Origin of the sequence: uncultured Campylobacter sp. (genome assembly GCF_937996225.1) — a bacterium.
Taxonomy (GTDB): Bacteria; Campylobacterota; Campylobacteria; order Campylobacterales; family Campylobacteraceae; genus Campylobacter_B.
This window is the reverse complement of the sequence record NZ_CALKTC010000015.1, coordinates 1-14,714: the sequence shown is the minus strand read 5'-3', so window position 1 is coordinate 14,714 and position 14,714 is coordinate 1. Positions and strand designations below refer to the sequence as shown.

Here is a 14,714-nt window from a genome sequence, read left to right as displayed (position 1 = left end):
CGCAGCTCGCTTTTGCTGCCAAGATTTCGGCGGCATTTATAATTTAAATTCCGTATTTTTACGGATCCCGGTTGCGATATAAAATTTTATGATGTTTTGATATGCGGTTGTGAAAGGGCGCGGCTTATAAAAGATAGCCGGTCGCAAGAAATTCTAATCCGAGTAGTAAAATTTTATATCCTTTTTCAGTTGCGTCGGCAGTATATTAAATTTAGCCCTAAAAATTTTAGAAAAATGCGATAAATTATTGTATCCGACCATTTTAGCGGCTTCGTTTACGCTGATTTGATCTAGACTTAATAGCTCTTTTGCAATTCCAAGCCGCTCATTTGTCAGCATCGCATAAATGGTCGTGCCAAAATATGCTTTAAAATCCCTTTTTAGTGCAAATTCATTCGTGGCACAAAGACGAGCGAGCTCCTTAATGCTAGGTGGGTTTTGCATATTTTCAAGTAATATTTTCTTTGCTTTTTGAACTGTTTTTATGCGATTTTCATCAAGGCTAAGCGCATTTTGGGGCTCATTAAATTTATGAAAACTTCTATAAAGCATCTCTAAAATTTTACTTTCCATAAAAATTTCGCGCATTTTGCCGTCGTATATCGCGGCATTTTCGATTTCTTTAAGGATGATATTTTGCACGGCGCTCGTTTTAAATTTCTTCATACAAACGGCCTGATCTAAATTCAAATTTTTTAAAATTCCCAGCTCATTTGCAAAAACGGTGCTAAGCGCTATGCAGGAGCTTTTATAGTGTTTATTTTCAAGCTCGTGAACGCCACGCAATTTGCTTTGCATAGTTCCGAGCCAAAACTCACCTTTATTCAAGACGAACTGATCTTTATCCGATCTGAAGCAGATAGGATTTTCGCCCGTATTGAAAAATAAAAATGAATAGCGGCTGCCCCGTTCGTGGCGATGCAAAAGGAAATCTCTGCAAATTATATCGCTGCTATAATATCCTATCTCTCCGCCCGTATAAAAAGAGCTAAAGCCAAATTTTATGCTTTCGCTTTCAAGCTCGGTTTTGTTATACCTGCATTGCTTGGACGGCTCAATGTCGTTAGATATTTTTTGTAAAAAATCATCTAAACTTATCTCTTTACTCATCTTATCCCTTTAGCGTTTAAAAAAATCCCTCTACCGTTTAGTATTTCTTGATAATGCGTATCTTATTATAGTAAAATGAGTTTAAATTTTAATAAGAAAAGGGGCGTTTGTGCACGTAATATATAAATTATCGCTGATTGCTGCTATAGCGACAGCCGGGATATCGAGTGAGATAGAAAAACAGGACAAAAGCGTAAATTTGGGTGAAATTACCGTAGTCAGTGCTACGGGCTATCGGCAAAATATTCAAGACGCACCCGCTTCTATCTCCGTTCTTACGCAAAAAGAGATACAAAAGCGCAACTACCAAGATATCTCCGCAATGGTAGAGGACTTGCCGAGTGCCTTTACCGCAACGCTAGGCGCTGCATCGAGAAAAGGCATAAGCCTAAGAGGTCTGTCTCAAAAATATACGAAAATTTTAATCGACGGCAAGCCCGCGACCAGCGATAGTGCTTATAAAGGATTAAGAAGTATTGGCAGTAGCCAGAATTTCTTGCCTCCCGCAAATGCGATAGAGCGCATAGAGGTCATCCGCGGTCCTATGAGCTCGCTTTACGGCAGCGACGCTATGGGCGGAGTAATAAATATCATCACCAAGGGCTTTTCAAATGAGCCTAGCGGCAATGTAAACGGATACTATACTTTCGCTAAAAAATCGCAAATAAAAGGTGATTATCAAACGGGTTTTTATCTAAACGGAGCTATCGTCCCGGACGTGCTAGGTATCGCACTTTACGGCAGATTTTTTGAAAAGATAGAGGATAAAGAGCCTTATGCGAATAGAAATAATGAAGAGACGAATATAGGCGCAAAACTGATGTATAACGTAACGCAAAATGATGAGGTAACGCTTGATTATCGTAAAGTAAATAATAAATTTAGGCGTACATATGGGCGTACGCGAACAACCTCGGGAGGCAATAACGATATTGCGAAAGAGGATATGAAAGGCTACACCGCAAGCCTGTCTCACCAGGGAAAATACGATAAGTTTATGATAGATAGCTATGCAAACTACGATAGCATGAAAGAAAGCGGCGCCCAGGATCTGCGTCTTAGAACGACTACGCTAAATTCTAAAGGCTCATATTTTTTCGATTCAAATGCTTTGAGTTTGGGCGTGCAATACCGAAGCGAGAGATTAAACGAAGCCGCCACTACCGCAGATGAGGCAAATGTCAAAAGATGGGATTATTCGATCTACGGCGAGGATGATTTTTATCTAACTGACGATTTAACACTAACCGGCGGAATCAGATATAACCGCGATAAGGACTATGGCGGCCATATATCGCCGCGCGCTTATGCCGTTTATCGTTTAAACGAAAGTTTTTCTATTAAAGGCGGCGTTTCGACGGGATATTCAACTCCGGATATTAAGCAGCGTAGCGAGGGCCTTGCCCTGCCATTTGCAGGAGGCCAGGGAGCGCAGATCGGCAGAAGCTCTTTAAAGCCTGAAAGCAGCATAAGCTACGAAGGCGGGTTTTCTTATGACGATAACGATAAATTTAACTTTAGCGCTACTGCGTTTTATACCGAAATCAAAGATGGAATTTCTACTAAATTAATTTGCCGTCCAAGACCGGGAAATCCTTGCGTACATAACGGCAAAACTTACAGACGCGGAATTTGGGATACTATAAACATTGGAGAAGCCGAGGTTAGGGGTCTAGAGCTAAGTAGCGATTATCAAATTTTAGATAATTTGAAGCTGCATGCAAACTACGCCTATACGAAATCCGAGCAAAAAACGGGTAGCGAGAAGGGCAAAACCTTAAATAATTTTCCAATCCATTCGGTAAAGCTAGGATTTGATTACGACGTAAGCTCCAAGCTAAACTTATGGTCGCAAATAAATTATTATAGTAGGACGCGCGATAGCCTAAGCTACGATGAGGATATCCGCTCATACACGCTTTTTGATCTGGGCGCGAGCTATAAAGTTACAAAAGACGCAAGTTTAAATTTTACGCTTTATAACATATTCAACGAATTTGTACTAACGCGCTCGGGAAATTACCAAATGATGGTCGTAGACGGGATGAAGGCGCAGGTTGGATTTAACGTGAACTTTTAAATTCGCGGCGCATAAATTTCGTCCGCGGATTTAAAATTTAAGGAAATTAATGGCGATTCTAAAAAGGAAAAAATTTTGGTTCAACGTCCATCTTGTTTTGACGCTTATATGCTGCGTGCCGATCTTGATCGTAGCCCTTAGCGGCGCTATTATCTCGTATCACGACGAGATTATAGATGCGTTAAATCAAAGCAAATCTTTCGTGAGCCCAAGCGAAAAAGACGCTCTTAAGCCCGCCAAAATTTTAAATATTTTCAGAAAAGCCAAGCCCGGTTTTACGCTCAGTTATTATAGAATTCCTCACAATAAAAATGAGGCGATTAGGCTTTCCGGCACAGATTCTAGCGGCGAGTTTAAATCATATTTTATAGATCCTTATAGCGGCGAAATTACTTCGGAAAACATAGGCGATACGTTTATCGGCGTAATACTAAACCTACATACCAATCTGGGATTTGGGCTAAGCAAAAACGAAGCTCTGCGGCTAATAGGCAAAAATATTGTGGCGCTTAGCACGGTTATGTTTATTTTAGTCTTAATTTCAGGCGTGGTGATCTATTATCCTAGCTTTAGAGGAAAGATTTTACGCGCATTTAGGATAAATTTTAAAGCGAGAGGTTACACGTTTTTATATAGCTTGCACGGCGCGGTCGGAGTTTTGCTGCTGCCCGTTTTGCTTACGATAAGCGCTAGTGGGCTTTATTGGTCGTATGATTGGATAGCCAAAATCACCAACAGAGCGCTAGGGGAAAAGGAAATTTTTAGAAAAACGAGCTTTACTGAAGTGCGAGGATTTTCGCTCGAGGATGAAGATAAAATTTTAAATTTTCAGACGGCATTTGATATTTTTAAGCGTGAATGCGGTGAAAACTACGAATTCTTCAATATTATCGCCCAAAAAGATGGAGAAAATTTTATGATCTTTTATTTCGATAAAGGCGAGGAGGGCGAAGAGCATATGAATACGATGAGTGTAAACGTTAAAAAGGGCATCTTGCGGCATGCTCGCTATGATGATGCGAAAAGCACCATGCCGCGCCCGTTTGCTATACATAAAGCCGTTTTGAGCGTGCATTCGGGCTATATCTTCGGCGAGGCGGGTAAGTTCTTATTTTGCGTAGCGGCGATTTCAGTGTTATTTTTTATAGTTACGGGATTTTGGATGAGCATAAAAAGAATTTATAAGAAAAGATAAATCTACGAATTCAAAGCGGAGAGATAGCTTATCCGCGGCGTAAATTTAAAATTTTATCCGAAGTGGTATCGCTTCTTTTCAGTTAATAAAATTTTATATACAGCGCTTTGAAATACTGCGTGCAGAGTCTTTGTGGGCCTTGTGCCGCATCTTGATTTTGTTAAATTTGCTTCGGCGTTTTAACTGCATTCATTTACCGCTCATAAAATCCCTGATATTTTGCGCGATCATTTTTATCAGCCGTTTGCGAGCCTCGATGCTCGCCCATGCGATGTGAGGCGTGATGACGACATTGCGGCGATTTTTCACACGCAAAAGCGGATGATTTGCCCTCATCGGCTCTGTTTGCAGCACGTCAAGCGCCGTGCGCAAGCCTCGTTCGTCCACGGCGCGAGCCAGCGCCTCCTCATCTACGATGCCGCCGCGGCCGAAATTCATCAAGATCGCCCCCTCTTTCATCTTCGCAAGCTCCGTCTCGCCGATCAATCCCGCCGTTTTTTCATTTAGCGGGGCGTGGATCGAGACTATGTCGCATGCTCTTAAAAGCGTGTCCAGGCCCACTCTGGCAAACTCGCCGCTATCATTCGCGCCGCTAGTGGAGTAGTATCTCACGTTTGCGCCGAACGCGGCGGCGATGCGGGCAACCTTTGCGCCGATCTGTCCAAGCCCGATGACGCCGAATTCTTTGCCGTAAATTTCGCTGATCGGCGCGTCAATGTGAGTAAAAATTTCGCTCTCGCACCATTTGCCGCTGCTACCGTAATCCGCGTAGTATCCGAGCGCGTTGGTTAGCGCAAACAGCGACGCGAATGTCTGCTGCACGACGCTGTTCGTCGAATAGCCGGCCACGTTTTTCACCGCGATGCCGCGAGTCTGCGCTGCCTGCATGTCGATATTATTCGTGCCCGTGGCGCTTACGCAGATCAGCTTAAGCGCGGTTTGCGCCATGATCTCGTCCGTGATTAGGACTTTGTTGGTGATGACGACATCGGCACCGGCTAGGCGCTGCGCGGTTTGCGCAGGCTCGGTCATCTCGTAGCTTTCAAACTCGCCTAAGCTCGCGATCTCGCTAAGATCGGCATCGCCTCCCAGCGTCGCGGCATCCAAACATACGATTTTCATATTTTCCCCTTTGCGTTTAAAAATTTTAAGTCGTAGCAGCGCGGCTAAATTTAGCCGCTAAATTCCATTGCGCGATTCGGAGCACGGCGCTTAAACGGTAAATTTTAACCTGCAAAATTTTACTCTCGCAAAATTTAACTATCGTGAATCCTGCCCTCGCAAAATTTAATGCTCGCAGCGCGCGCGGCGTTAAATTTTAAAATTCTAATTTCATGCCGAAGCAGGCGGTAAATTTTACCGCCGCTGAAACCTGCGTCTAAATATTTGCGCCGAAGCGAGAGACAAATTTAATCGCTGCTGCCGTTCGCGTTTAAATTTTAAAATTTAGCTCGCGCAAAACTTGCTCTACGCGGAATTTTAGTTCACGTGAATTTGATCTACTCAAAATTTTATCCGCGCAGAATTTTGGTCGCGCCGCTACGTTAAATTTCGCCGCCGCCGAGCGATAAAATTTACCGCCGCGATAGCCTTACCGCCAAATTTATCGCCAAGAGCCGCCGCCTTAAAATTTCTCAAATTTTATAAAATTTGCCACGCCGCTACTTCGCGTCCTCGATGTAGTGCCCCACAAATTTTGAGAGATTATTGAGTATCTCGCCGCCCTTGCGGAAGCCCAGCGCACAGCCTTCGTATGCGAAAAACACCCCCGCTTGGTAGCTCTGGGCGCGCTCGTCTTTGTTCAGCTCGTAAAATTCCTGATATAAAAATTTCTGATTTTCATACTCGCCGCCGTTTTCCTCTATTTTTTTGCCGTCCGCGTCAAAGATCGCCACGTTCGCCCCCTCGCGCGCCAAAAACGGCTTTTTGATCATCTTTTTGCCGATGATCGGCGAAAAGGAGCTTTGCAGCAGCAGCGGGTGGTTCGGATACAGATCCCACAGGATTTTCATAATCCCCTTGCTTTGGAAAAGCAGCGTGTATGCGGGGTTTAGAATGATCGCCTTTTGATTTTGCACGATGTTTTTTAAGATGAGCGCGAGCTCGCCCTCCTCGATCGCGATCGCCTCCCAAGGGATCAGCTTGAACCAATACTCGTAGTTTTCGCCGTCAAAAAACACGCCCTCTTCGTCGTTAAATTCCACCTCATCCACGTAGGCAAAGCGCGTCTTAAAGCCCGCATCCTCCGCGGTCTGCTGCAAAAGCTTCGTCGTCTTTTCGTCCTCGACGTTGCCCGCGACGCTGCTAAATAGAATTTTCCACCCTTCGTAAAATTTAGAAAAGTCCTCGAGCTCGCCGTCAAGCACCACGAGCCGCTTAAAATTATCGCGCAGCGCGTCGTAAAGGTCGTTGAACTGGCTCGCCTCGTCCATGCCGTTTTCTTTCAGCATCGCCCACTGGATGATCGCCGTCTCAAACACCGCCGTGGGCGTGTCGGCGTTAAATTCTATCAGCTTGATCGGCTTGCCGTCCAGCCCGCCCGCGAAATCGAAGCGCCCGTATAGATGCCAGTGCACCTCGTTTTCCCAGCTTTGTTTGATTAGATCTACGAGGTTGAAGGGGATGCCGAGCTCGTGGAAAAGGTTGTTGTCGATGACGTGCTGCGCGGCCGCGACAAACATCTCGTATAGCTCGTTCGCCGCTTCGTAATACGCATCCGCCTCCGCAGCGCTCACGCGCACGATCTCGTCGCTGACGTAAGGCGTCTCGTCTGCGTCCGTGTGCCAGTAAAAGCCGAGCTTTTCGAGATATTCGTTGCTTAACGGCGTTATCTTTTTTAGTTGCATTTTTATCCTTTTTTTAAAATTTTAACTCATCTGCGCCGCGATTTTTGCGGCTTTTGCTAGTTTTGATACGCATACCTTCGCGTAAATTTAAAGCGCGCAAGGCGCACGGCAAAATTTAATCAGCGTAGATCATATGCGGCGGTCGCGCGTAAATTTTAGCCGCACGAAAAGATGCTCGAGGCTAAATTTAAACGGCACGCAGACGACGCGGATCATGCGCGGCAGAAGCGATAAAATTTAGCCGAGCTTTACAGCGCGTTTTTGAAAAACCTGCGTCAAATCAATGCTAAATTTGGCGCAAATTTTAAAATTCTACGCGCTAAATTTAACTCGTCGCACAGAGTCGCCGTATATTTCAAAGCGCGCTTAGCCGCCGAAAAATCCGCCGCTCTTGCCGCTCTTGCTTCCGCCGAAAAACCCGCTCTTGCCGCTTCGCGCCTTGGCGTTTTGCTGCTTTGCTTGATTGAAGCTATCGACGCTTCTGGAGTAGGCGCTCGGGCTTTTGTAGGCGGTTTGGCGCTGGCTTTGATAGGCGGGGTTGTTAAACAGCTTGCCGCCGATCCACGAGCCGATGATGGCGCCCGCGGCGCTTGCCAAGATCGCTTCGCCCAGGCTCATACCGCCGCTGCTAAGCTGCGCGTTTTGATTGGTTAAATTTGAAGTGCCGGCGTCGATTTTTGCGTTTTCTTCGGCTAGAAGGGCTTTGGTTTCCTCATCGCTTAAAATTCTCTCCGTGCCGTCGAGCGATTTTAGGATGATCTGGGTCTTTTCGCTCGGAAATTCCTCTAAAATTTTATATTTTCCCGGCGCGATCTCTTCGAGCCTGACGAGCGCGCCCTCTTGCAAGCGGACGTTTTGCTCCTGCTCCTTATCGTCGCAGCCCGCTAGCGAGCCCGCCGTAACGAGGCCGAAGCCTCCTGCTAGCGCGTATGCCGCGATTTTGCGTAGTTTCATTTTTTTCCTTTCAATGATTTTATATCTAAGCTTTGATTTATCAAAAGCTCGTTTCCCTCGACGCGGATAAACTCGCTCTTGCCGATGTTTTCGATGATTAGGCTTTGCGCTTTGAGGCGCTTTTTGCGTTTGAGCGATTTTACGAATTTTGCAAGGCTCGTCCATTCGCTACGATCGAAGGTTTTTTCTTTGATTTCGACATCGTAGGGTTTGGCCTCGCGGCTTTTGCTCGAAAGCAACGGTTTGTCGAAAAACGACAAAAAATACCTGAGCTTCTCGTCGCGTTCCTTATACATCAGCTTGATTTCATCTTTCGAGGCGATTAAAATTTCCTCTTTTTCTTTGTGAAGCCTGTCCTTATCGCTTTGCAGTGCTTCGATTTTACCTTTTAGCTCGGAGATTTCTTTGATGAGATAGTCGATGAAGCTTTGGGTACCAGCTGCGCCGCTGGCGCGCGAGCTTTTCGCAGAGCTTTGCAAAGCGGGCTCGCTTTGTTGCATTTCATCATCTAAAAGCACGTAGCGTACGCCTCCGCTTTCCTCGGCGCGCAAGGAATTTCTACGGATGCGGTTGTAGACGGCTTCTTTTGAAATACCTAAAATTTCGGCTGCTTCGCCGATCGAGACTTTTTTCATACAAAGATGCCTTTTAGCGTTTTAGGTAATTATTGCTAAATTTGCCTAAAATAGGCATTAAACGCTTCGTTTACGAAGATAGATTCCGCTTTACCGCAGCTGGTGCGCGATAAATTCCGCTCGCTTGCAAAAGCCGCGTAAAATTATTTTTTTGCTGAGGTTTTAAAATTTTAGCCCAATAATGTTGCTTAATTAAGTATATTTTTTATACACTTACAAAAAATTTTAGTATTTCAAAGGAGGCGAAATGCCCGAATCGCCTAAATATAAAAAATCCGAAATTCGCTGTAAGCTCATTTTAGATGCGGCGCTGGAGCTGTTTTTAGCCAAAGGTTACGAGGCTACGAGCTTAAGCGATATTATCGAGCTTAGCGGCGGCTCGCTATCGTCGGTTTATAAGTATTTTGATAACAAAGAAAGCCTATTTTTGCGCATCATCGAACTGCAAAGTAAAAAGCTCGACGAGCGAATGAACGAGCGCATGCGAATCAACAAAGACCTAAAATTGCGTGAGTATCTGCAGGAGTTTGCAGGGATTTATCTGGAGTTTCTTTTCGCTCCGGAGGCAATAAAATTCTATCGATTGATACTTTTCAGCGGCTTTAACGGCGCGCTCAGCGAGAGCCCAAAAATCTTTTTAAAAAGCGGCGTGCTAGGTTCACCGAATGCGCTAGATGAGTATTTGGCGGCGCATGCGGACGAGTTTGCGCCCGGACGCACGGCAAAAAGCCTAGCGCTATATTTTTGCTTTTTGCTTAGAGAGCCGCATTTTAGTAGGTTGCTGTTTTTCGACGAAAAGCTAAATTTTAAAGCGAGCGAGCTAATCAAGGACCGCATCGATATGTTTTTGCTAGGCGTAAAAAAGCGCTAGTGGCGGAATTTTACGGCGTAAATTCCGCGCTTTTTGCACCTTTAAATTTTATGAGCGGTTTGGGACTTGGATTTTGTAGCTTGGATTCTATCCGTTACCAAGCGCTATAAAATGCCACGTATCCCGCGCTTAAAATTTTAATTCTATCGATGCAAAATTTTTGAAACGATTAGAGCTGAAATTTTTATTTTCTGTATTAAATTCTGTGCCGAAGTTAGAATTTTGCCGTTAAATTTCGCGCCTCTTGCCTGCGCCTTTAAATTTGCGCCACGCAGATTTTAAATTTAATAAAACCTCTTATAATCCCGCGAAATTTTAGATCAAAAGGATAAAAAATGGATTATGATATCATCGTAATAGGCTTTGGCAAGGCGGGCAAAACCCTTGCCGCAAAATCCGCCGCGCTGGGCAAAAAGGTCGCTCTCATCGAGCGCTCGCCGCAGATGTACGGCGGCACCTGCATCAACGTAGGCTGCATCCCGACCAAGCGGCTAGTTACGGCGAGCAAGGAAGCAGGCTTCGTAAATTTCAGCGTGCTCGGAGAGTATTTCGTGCTGAGCATGCAGAAAAAGGACGAGCTCGTAGAGGCGCTGAGGGCGAAAAATTTAGCCATGCTAAAAGGTAACCCGAATATCGACGTAATCGACGGCGAAGGCTCATTTACGAGCGCAAATTCCGTGCGCGTGCTAAGTCCTGACGGACAAACGCGTGAAATTTCAGCAGGAACGATCGTCGTAAATACGGGCTCGAGGGAGGTCGAGCCTAGCTTTGAGGTAAGCTCGCAGATCGCTTATAGTAGCGAAGAAATTTTAAATTTAAAGATCCTACCGAAGCATCTAGTAATCGTCGGCGGCGGATTTATCGGGCTTGAGTTTGCCTCGATGTTTGCGGGATTTGGCTCGAAAGTAAGCGTGCTGATGCGATCGAAATTTATGAAAAACGAAGATGAGGACGTGGCTGCCAGCGTCAAATCCGCTCTGCAGGCCCAAGGCGTGGAGATTATCGAGGGCTGCGAGTTTTTGAGTTTAAACGATAGAGAGCTAAAATTTAACCTCGCGGGCGAGAGCAGGGTAGTCGCGGCGGATGCGTTTTTATACGCCCTTGGGCGTCGCGCGAATACGAGCGAGCTAAATTTAGCCGCTGCGGGAGTGCAGACGGACGCGCACGGCAATATCATCACGAATGAGCATCTGCAAAGCTCAGTTGCGAGCATCTACGCAGCAGGCGACGTGCGCGGCGGCGAGATGTTTACCTACACGAGCTTAGACGATTTTAGGATCATTTTTAGCGCGCTTTTCGGAGACGGCGCGCGCACTACGAAAAACCGCACGCCGCATGCAAGCGTGCTGTTTACCCGTACGCCGCTAGCTCGCATCGGCCTTAGCGAGCGGCAGGCAAGAGCAAGCGGACGCGAGATCAAGGTACTGAAGCTTTCGATGGCGGCGGTGCCCGGCGCCAAAGTCGTAGCGCACGACGAGGGAATGATGAAAGCGGTCGTGGGCGCAGCTAGCGGCGAAATTTTAGGCGCGGCGCTTCACTGCGTAAACGCGCACGAGATCGTTAATGAGCTGGCGATCGCCATGGCGCTGGGCGCGAAGGCAGACTTTTTCAAAAACCAAATTTTTACGCATCCTAGCATTAGCGAGGCGCTGAACGATCTTTTCGGACAGTTTTAAATTTGAAATTTAACGGCGCTCGGGCTTAGCGATGCATGGGCGCCCTAGCTAGGCAATGTCCTACCCCAAGCGCCCGGAACAAATTGATCGTGAAATTTAATGCGCCGAGGCGAGTTAAATTTAGACTGGGTTAAATAATTTAAACCCTTGTCGTCCGCTTCTTTCTTGGATACCAAAGTTGGCTATAAAAGAAATGATTGAAATAGTTAATTGATAAAATATCCGCGTTTAGGAATAGTAAGATTACAATCTATTTGGCACTCGGTAAGAGTATACGGATAAAATTTCTTCTCGCAGTTTATACAGGCAAAAACGATTTTGTCCGTCGCTTCGTTTAACATAACTCTATAATCGCTAGGCGACCATTGCGGGCATTCGCACGCCAAGTCCAAATCCACGCTAACTACCAAGCTATCAAATACAATCGAGTTTAATTCCTCGTAGACCAGTCTTAAGCTCTTTTGATCTTTCAGCGCTTTAATTTTATTTATCAAGCGGTATCTGTCCGATTTGATGATCTTTGCGCCAAAGAGATCCTTCGCTTTTCCGTCGCCGTAAATTGATAGCTCGGTAGGATAATCTTTAAAATTTAACTTTAACAGCTCGTCCAAACCGCAACCGTCGTATTCTTTCATAAGAAACAAAATTTTATTTTCAATAAACTATGTCGCTATGCAGCAGCATACTTGCTCGGGATTAAAAGGATGTAGATTTAAAATTCTATTTTCTAACGATAAACACAAATTCCTAATTTTGGGCTGCATTATTTTATCCTTTATTTCTACCTATATCGACGATCTCGACAAAATTTTAGCCATCTTTTCTTTATACTTAATTTTATATTTAGAATTTCACAAATTTAATATCTTTATTTATCCCCAAATATCAAATAGGCTAAATTTTTACTCAAATTCCCATACGCAACTATCCAATATTCTTGTATGATATTTTTGATTTGTAAGTTATCGTCCAGAAAGTCTGCAAATATTTTAATCCTATCTTTGTCTACTGTGTCTAGCTCTTCATCCTCTTTCTTAAACGAAGCGACAATTAAATGCGACAGAGCAATCTTGTCTTGGAAATTTAATGTCTTGTCTTCTAGTAAATTTAGCATTGACGTAATTTTGCCGATGTCTGCTAATTCTAGCTCCCAATCCTGCTCATCTCCCGTCGAATCTAACCCCAAAAGCTTATTTAATTTTATCGCACTTTCTTTTCTTGCGAAATAATCGGTCATTTTATTATCCTTTATATATGTTTTTGCCGCGATACTTAGACAACTGCGCCATCTAGCAGTTTCCTAGAATTTTGCAAAGCCCATACGAAATTTTCGAGCTCTACGCAGTCTTTTAATTCAAATCCAAAATTTAACAAACCTACCAATAGGGCGCCACCTTCTTTTATGACATGCGCTATTAGATTGCCTTTATGTTCTATACTCACTTTATTCTCATATCTTGTAAATTTAAAGATATTTTTCGAACATCTTCCGTTTCTTTTTGAAAATTTCTCAAATTGCTCCGCAAAATTCGGTCTTTGATTCCCATCTTTTAGCCATAATCCCCCGGCATATAGCGCCCATATAAGCTCGTAAAAATTGATATTATGCCGAGTCTCGGTAGCAGCGACTAAAAGCTTATTTGTTTCATGGTTGATCTGTATTAAAGGCTCTCTGTCCATATGCCAAATCTCGGCTACTACTTTTTCTCTATCCGGCACGGAGGCAATTAAAAATTCAAATTCATTTTTTATCATATTAAAATCCTATTTTTTGTTTTTTACTACCTAATTTAATTTGAATGTTCTATCATTCGAGCCTAAATCATATTTACCCCATTCTTTTATGACATCTTGAGCTATACTTTTTATGCGGAATTCCTGCCCTTTTAAATTAAGCATCTATTTTTCTCCATAAATTTTTCTATTAAGCTTATCGCATCTAAATCAAATTTCTATCCATATCAAATATTTTGGGATAGTTTTTATAGTTTATTTCGATATAGTCGCCTTTTTTAAATTTTGCAGCTTGCGTTGATAAAACCTCTAAAACTACAAATTCAAATCCAAAAAATAGCTCATCCCACCCCTCTTCTCCTTCTTCGAGACCTGGATCGCAGCATCCTTCAAAATCATCATAAAATCTGACTTTGTATATATTGTTTTCATCAAGCTCAATGATAAACTCTCTTTTGTTTAGTTCATATATATTTCTCGCCAAATTTTTCATAATATCGCGTTCGTTGTCCGAAAATCTTAACAAAAAATTCTCGTAAATTTCTCTTCCGCTTAGCATCGCACTCCTTTTTGCAGTTTAACAAAGAATTTGTCCGCTTGAGCCTTTTAATCGGCTTCTTGGCTATTGTATTTCGCACTCTCGATATTTGCAAGCGTTAATTTCGCTAAAGGATTGATAAACTTAGCGATACAATATTTATTATCGCATGTAATCACGCTTTGACGCTTATCTACTTTCATTGCGTTGGAACAATTCGGGCACATTACATAGCCTTCGCCCAAATCAACGCCAATCGGAAAATTTAGCCCTCTCTGCTCTTTCAAAAATCTAAAAAATTCCTCTTTCGAAATTTTGATATTAGAAAATAATCTAAAAATTTCTTCTGCCTTTTGCCTTATCTCGCCTTCTTTAAAAAATACGTTAGGAGCCTTTTTAAAATCTTCATCAAACTCAGAAAATCTACCCGCCATCATATCCAATTCTTTTAATGCCTGCTCTTCTGCTTTATTGGCTACAAAATATAGAGATTCCAAATCATACATCTTATAAAATTCATCGCAAAACAGCTCTATATCGCACCAATCGGATAGAAATCCAGCTATTAAATAATACAATTGCTCATTTTGCTGCATATTTCACCTTATTTTAAATTTCATCGCTATTTTTATTATTTATACTTTTTAGAATTTCATGCAATAGCTCGTTTTCGGCGGCATTTTTCTCATCTAATATTGATATGCCCATAGTTGCTGGAGTTATCTTAGATAAAAATAGATTTACAAGCTCTGTTTTTTCATCGATTCCGTATGACAATGTAACTATATCCAATAAATTGTGCCGTTCTATAAAACTATCAAAGATATCTTCTAATCGCGACGCTTTCTCTGCGTAGAAGAATATCCACTTTACGCCTATAAGAAAATCCGTTGTGATATTACTAAAGATATCTACCTTATCCATAAAGTGCGATCCGATAAGCAAATATATGTCCGAGCCGCTTTTGGACAAAGAGTTAAGCTCATAAATAGAACCGATATTTTTGTAATTTAGCATTTTATTCCTCATCGCGCTGATTTTGCACCCTCTTTAGCCACTCTTTTTCAAATTTATA

15 protein-coding genes are annotated in these 14,714 nt (G+C 43.3%); 4 read left to right on the top strand and 11 right to left on the bottom strand.

The annotated features are described in order from the left end of the window. Positions 1-153: 153 nt before the first annotated feature. The gene (locus Q0174_RS01785; RefSeq protein WP_298041287.1) at positions 154-1,110 is read right to left on the bottom strand and encodes an AraC family transcriptional regulator; all 957 of its coding nucleotides are present in this window, start codon (positions 1,108-1,110) and stop codon (positions 154-156) included. A 199-nt stretch (positions 1,111-1,309) separates the two neighbouring features. On the opposite strand from Q0174_RS01785, the gene Q0174_RS01780 reads away from it, so the two are divergent. Together Q0174_RS01780 and Q0174_RS01775 are read left to right on the top strand one after the other, a co-directional pair. Then, a complete protein-coding gene (locus Q0174_RS01780) occupies positions 1,310-3,190 on the top strand; it encodes a TonB-dependent receptor (RefSeq protein WP_298041286.1) in 1,881 nt (626 codons plus the stop codon). A gap of 49 nt (positions 3,191-3,239) precedes the next feature. After that, complete coding sequence (locus Q0174_RS01775) at positions 3,240-4,385, top strand: PepSY-associated TM helix domain-containing protein (RefSeq protein WP_297988183.1); 1,146 nt, start codon at positions 3,240-3,242, stop codon at positions 4,383-4,385. Between the two features lie 189 nt (positions 4,386-4,574). Here the strand turns inward: Q0174_RS01775 and Q0174_RS01770 are convergent, their stop codons facing one another. From Q0174_RS01770 to Q0174_RS01755, 4 genes are all read right to left on the bottom strand, one after another. Beyond that, on the bottom strand, positions 4,575-5,507 hold the full coding sequence (locus tag Q0174_RS01770) for a D-2-hydroxyacid dehydrogenase (protein ID WP_298041284.1): 933 nt from the start codon (positions 5,505-5,507) through the stop codon (positions 4,575-4,577). A 539-nt stretch (positions 5,508-6,046) separates the two neighbouring features. Next, a complete protein-coding gene (locus Q0174_RS01765; RefSeq protein WP_297900766.1) occupies positions 6,047-7,231 on the bottom strand; it encodes a glutathionylspermidine synthase family protein in 1,185 nt (394 codons plus the stop codon). Between the two features lie 366 nt (positions 7,232-7,597). Continuing rightward, a complete protein-coding gene (locus tag Q0174_RS01760) occupies positions 7,598-8,185 on the bottom strand; it encodes a UPF0323 family lipoprotein (protein WP_297988187.1) in 588 nt (195 codons plus the stop codon). Continuing rightward, complete coding sequence (locus tag Q0174_RS01755; protein WP_297988189.1) at positions 8,182-8,820, bottom strand: helix-turn-helix domain-containing protein; 639 nt, start codon at positions 8,818-8,820, stop codon at positions 8,182-8,184. The genes Q0174_RS01760 and Q0174_RS01755 overlap by 4 nt, the downstream gene beginning before the upstream one ends. A gap of 247 nt (positions 8,821-9,067) precedes the next feature. On the opposite strand from Q0174_RS01755, the gene Q0174_RS01750 reads away from it, so the two are divergent. Continuing rightward, positions 9,068-9,691, top strand: coding sequence for a TetR/AcrR family transcriptional regulator (locus Q0174_RS01750; protein WP_297897019.1), 624 nt, complete (start codon positions 9,068-9,070; stop codon positions 9,689-9,691). 335 nt (positions 9,692-10,026) lie between these two features. Then, the gene (locus Q0174_RS01745; RefSeq protein WP_298041282.1) at positions 10,027-11,367 is read left to right on the top strand and encodes an FAD-dependent oxidoreductase; all 1,341 of its coding nucleotides are present in this window, start codon (positions 10,027-10,029) and stop codon (positions 11,365-11,367) included. 206 nt (positions 11,368-11,573) lie between these two features. On the opposite strand, the gene Q0174_RS01740 is transcribed toward Q0174_RS01745, so the two are convergent. The 6 genes from Q0174_RS01740 to Q0174_RS01715 all read right to left on the bottom strand — a co-directional run bounded on the left by Q0174_RS01740 (position 11,574) and on the right by Q0174_RS01715 (position 14,563). Then, positions 11,574-11,978, bottom strand: a complete 405-nt coding sequence (locus tag Q0174_RS01740; RefSeq protein WP_298041280.1) for a hypothetical protein — start codon at positions 11,976-11,978, stop codon at positions 11,574-11,576. Positions 11,979-12,235: 257 nt separating this feature from the next. Continuing rightward, complete coding sequence (locus Q0174_RS01735; protein ID WP_298041278.1) at positions 12,236-12,604, bottom strand: hypothetical protein; 369 nt, start codon at positions 12,602-12,604, stop codon at positions 12,236-12,238. Between the two features lie 35 nt (positions 12,605-12,639). Further along, positions 12,640-13,122 carry a hypothetical protein gene (locus Q0174_RS01730; protein WP_298041277.1) on the bottom strand — a complete coding sequence of 161 codons (483 nt, stop codon included), beginning with the start codon at positions 13,120-13,122 and terminating at the stop codon, positions 12,640-12,642. Between the two features lie 184 nt (positions 13,123-13,306). Next, the gene (locus tag Q0174_RS01725) at positions 13,307-13,660 is read right to left on the bottom strand and encodes a hypothetical protein (protein ID WP_298041275.1); all 354 of its coding nucleotides are present in this window, start codon (positions 13,658-13,660) and stop codon (positions 13,307-13,309) included. A 47-nt stretch (positions 13,661-13,707) separates the two neighbouring features. Beyond that, the gene (locus Q0174_RS01720; protein ID WP_298041274.1) at positions 13,708-14,235 is read right to left on the bottom strand and encodes a hypothetical protein; all 528 of its coding nucleotides are present in this window, start codon (positions 14,233-14,235) and stop codon (positions 13,708-13,710) included. Positions 14,236-14,248: 13 nt separating this feature from the next. Then, a complete protein-coding gene (locus Q0174_RS01715; protein WP_298041272.1) occupies positions 14,249-14,563 on the bottom strand; it encodes a hypothetical protein in 315 nt (104 codons plus the stop codon). Between the last annotated feature and the right edge of the window lie 151 nt (positions 14,564-14,714).

Bases quoted from the DNA above. Each gene is read 5' to 3' on its own strand.
- Q0174_RS01720 (WP_298041274.1), bottom strand. From the start codon at position 14,235: ATGCAGCAAAATGAGCAATTGTATTATTTAATAGCTGGATTTCTATCC.
- Q0174_RS01755 (WP_297988189.1), bottom strand. From the start codon at position 8,820: ATGAAAAAAGTCTCGATCGGCGAAGCAGCCGAAATTTTAGGTATTTCA.
- Q0174_RS01770 (WP_298041284.1), bottom strand. From the start codon at position 5,507: ATGAAAATCGTATGTTTGGATGCCGCGACGCTGGGAGGCGATGCCGAT.
- Q0174_RS01750 (WP_297897019.1), top strand. From the start codon at position 9,068: ATGCCCGAATCGCCTAAATATAAAAAATCCGAAATTCGCTGTAAGCTC.
- Q0174_RS01765 (WP_297900766.1), bottom strand. From the start codon at position 7,231: ATGCAACTAAAAAAGATAACGCCGTTAAGCAACGAATATCTCGAAAAG.
- Q0174_RS01730 (WP_298041277.1), bottom strand. From the start codon at position 13,122: ATGATAAAAAATGAATTTGAATTTTTAATTGCCTCCGTGCCGGATAGA.
- Q0174_RS01785 (WP_298041287.1), bottom strand. From the start codon at position 1,110: ATGAGTAAAGAGATAAGTTTAGATGATTTTTTACAAAAAATATCTAAC.
- Q0174_RS01775 (WP_297988183.1), top strand. From the start codon at position 3,240: ATGGCGATTCTAAAAAGGAAAAAATTTTGGTTCAACGTCCATCTTGTT.
- Q0174_RS01745 (WP_298041282.1), top strand. From the start codon at position 10,027: ATGGATTATGATATCATCGTAATAGGCTTTGGCAAGGCGGGCAAAACC.
- Q0174_RS01735 (WP_298041278.1), bottom strand. From the start codon at position 12,604: ATGACCGATTATTTCGCAAGAAAAGAAAGTGCGATAAAATTAAATAAG.
- Q0174_RS01715 (WP_298041272.1), bottom strand. From the start codon at position 14,563: ATGGATAAGGTAGATATCTTTAGTAATATCACAACGGATTTTCTTATA.
- Q0174_RS01725 (WP_298041275.1), bottom strand. From the start codon at position 13,660: ATGCTAAGCGGAAGAGAAATTTACGAGAATTTTTTGTTAAGATTTTCG.
- Q0174_RS01760 (WP_297988187.1), bottom strand. From the start codon at position 8,185: ATGAAACTACGCAAAATCGCGGCATACGCGCTAGCAGGAGGCTTCGGC.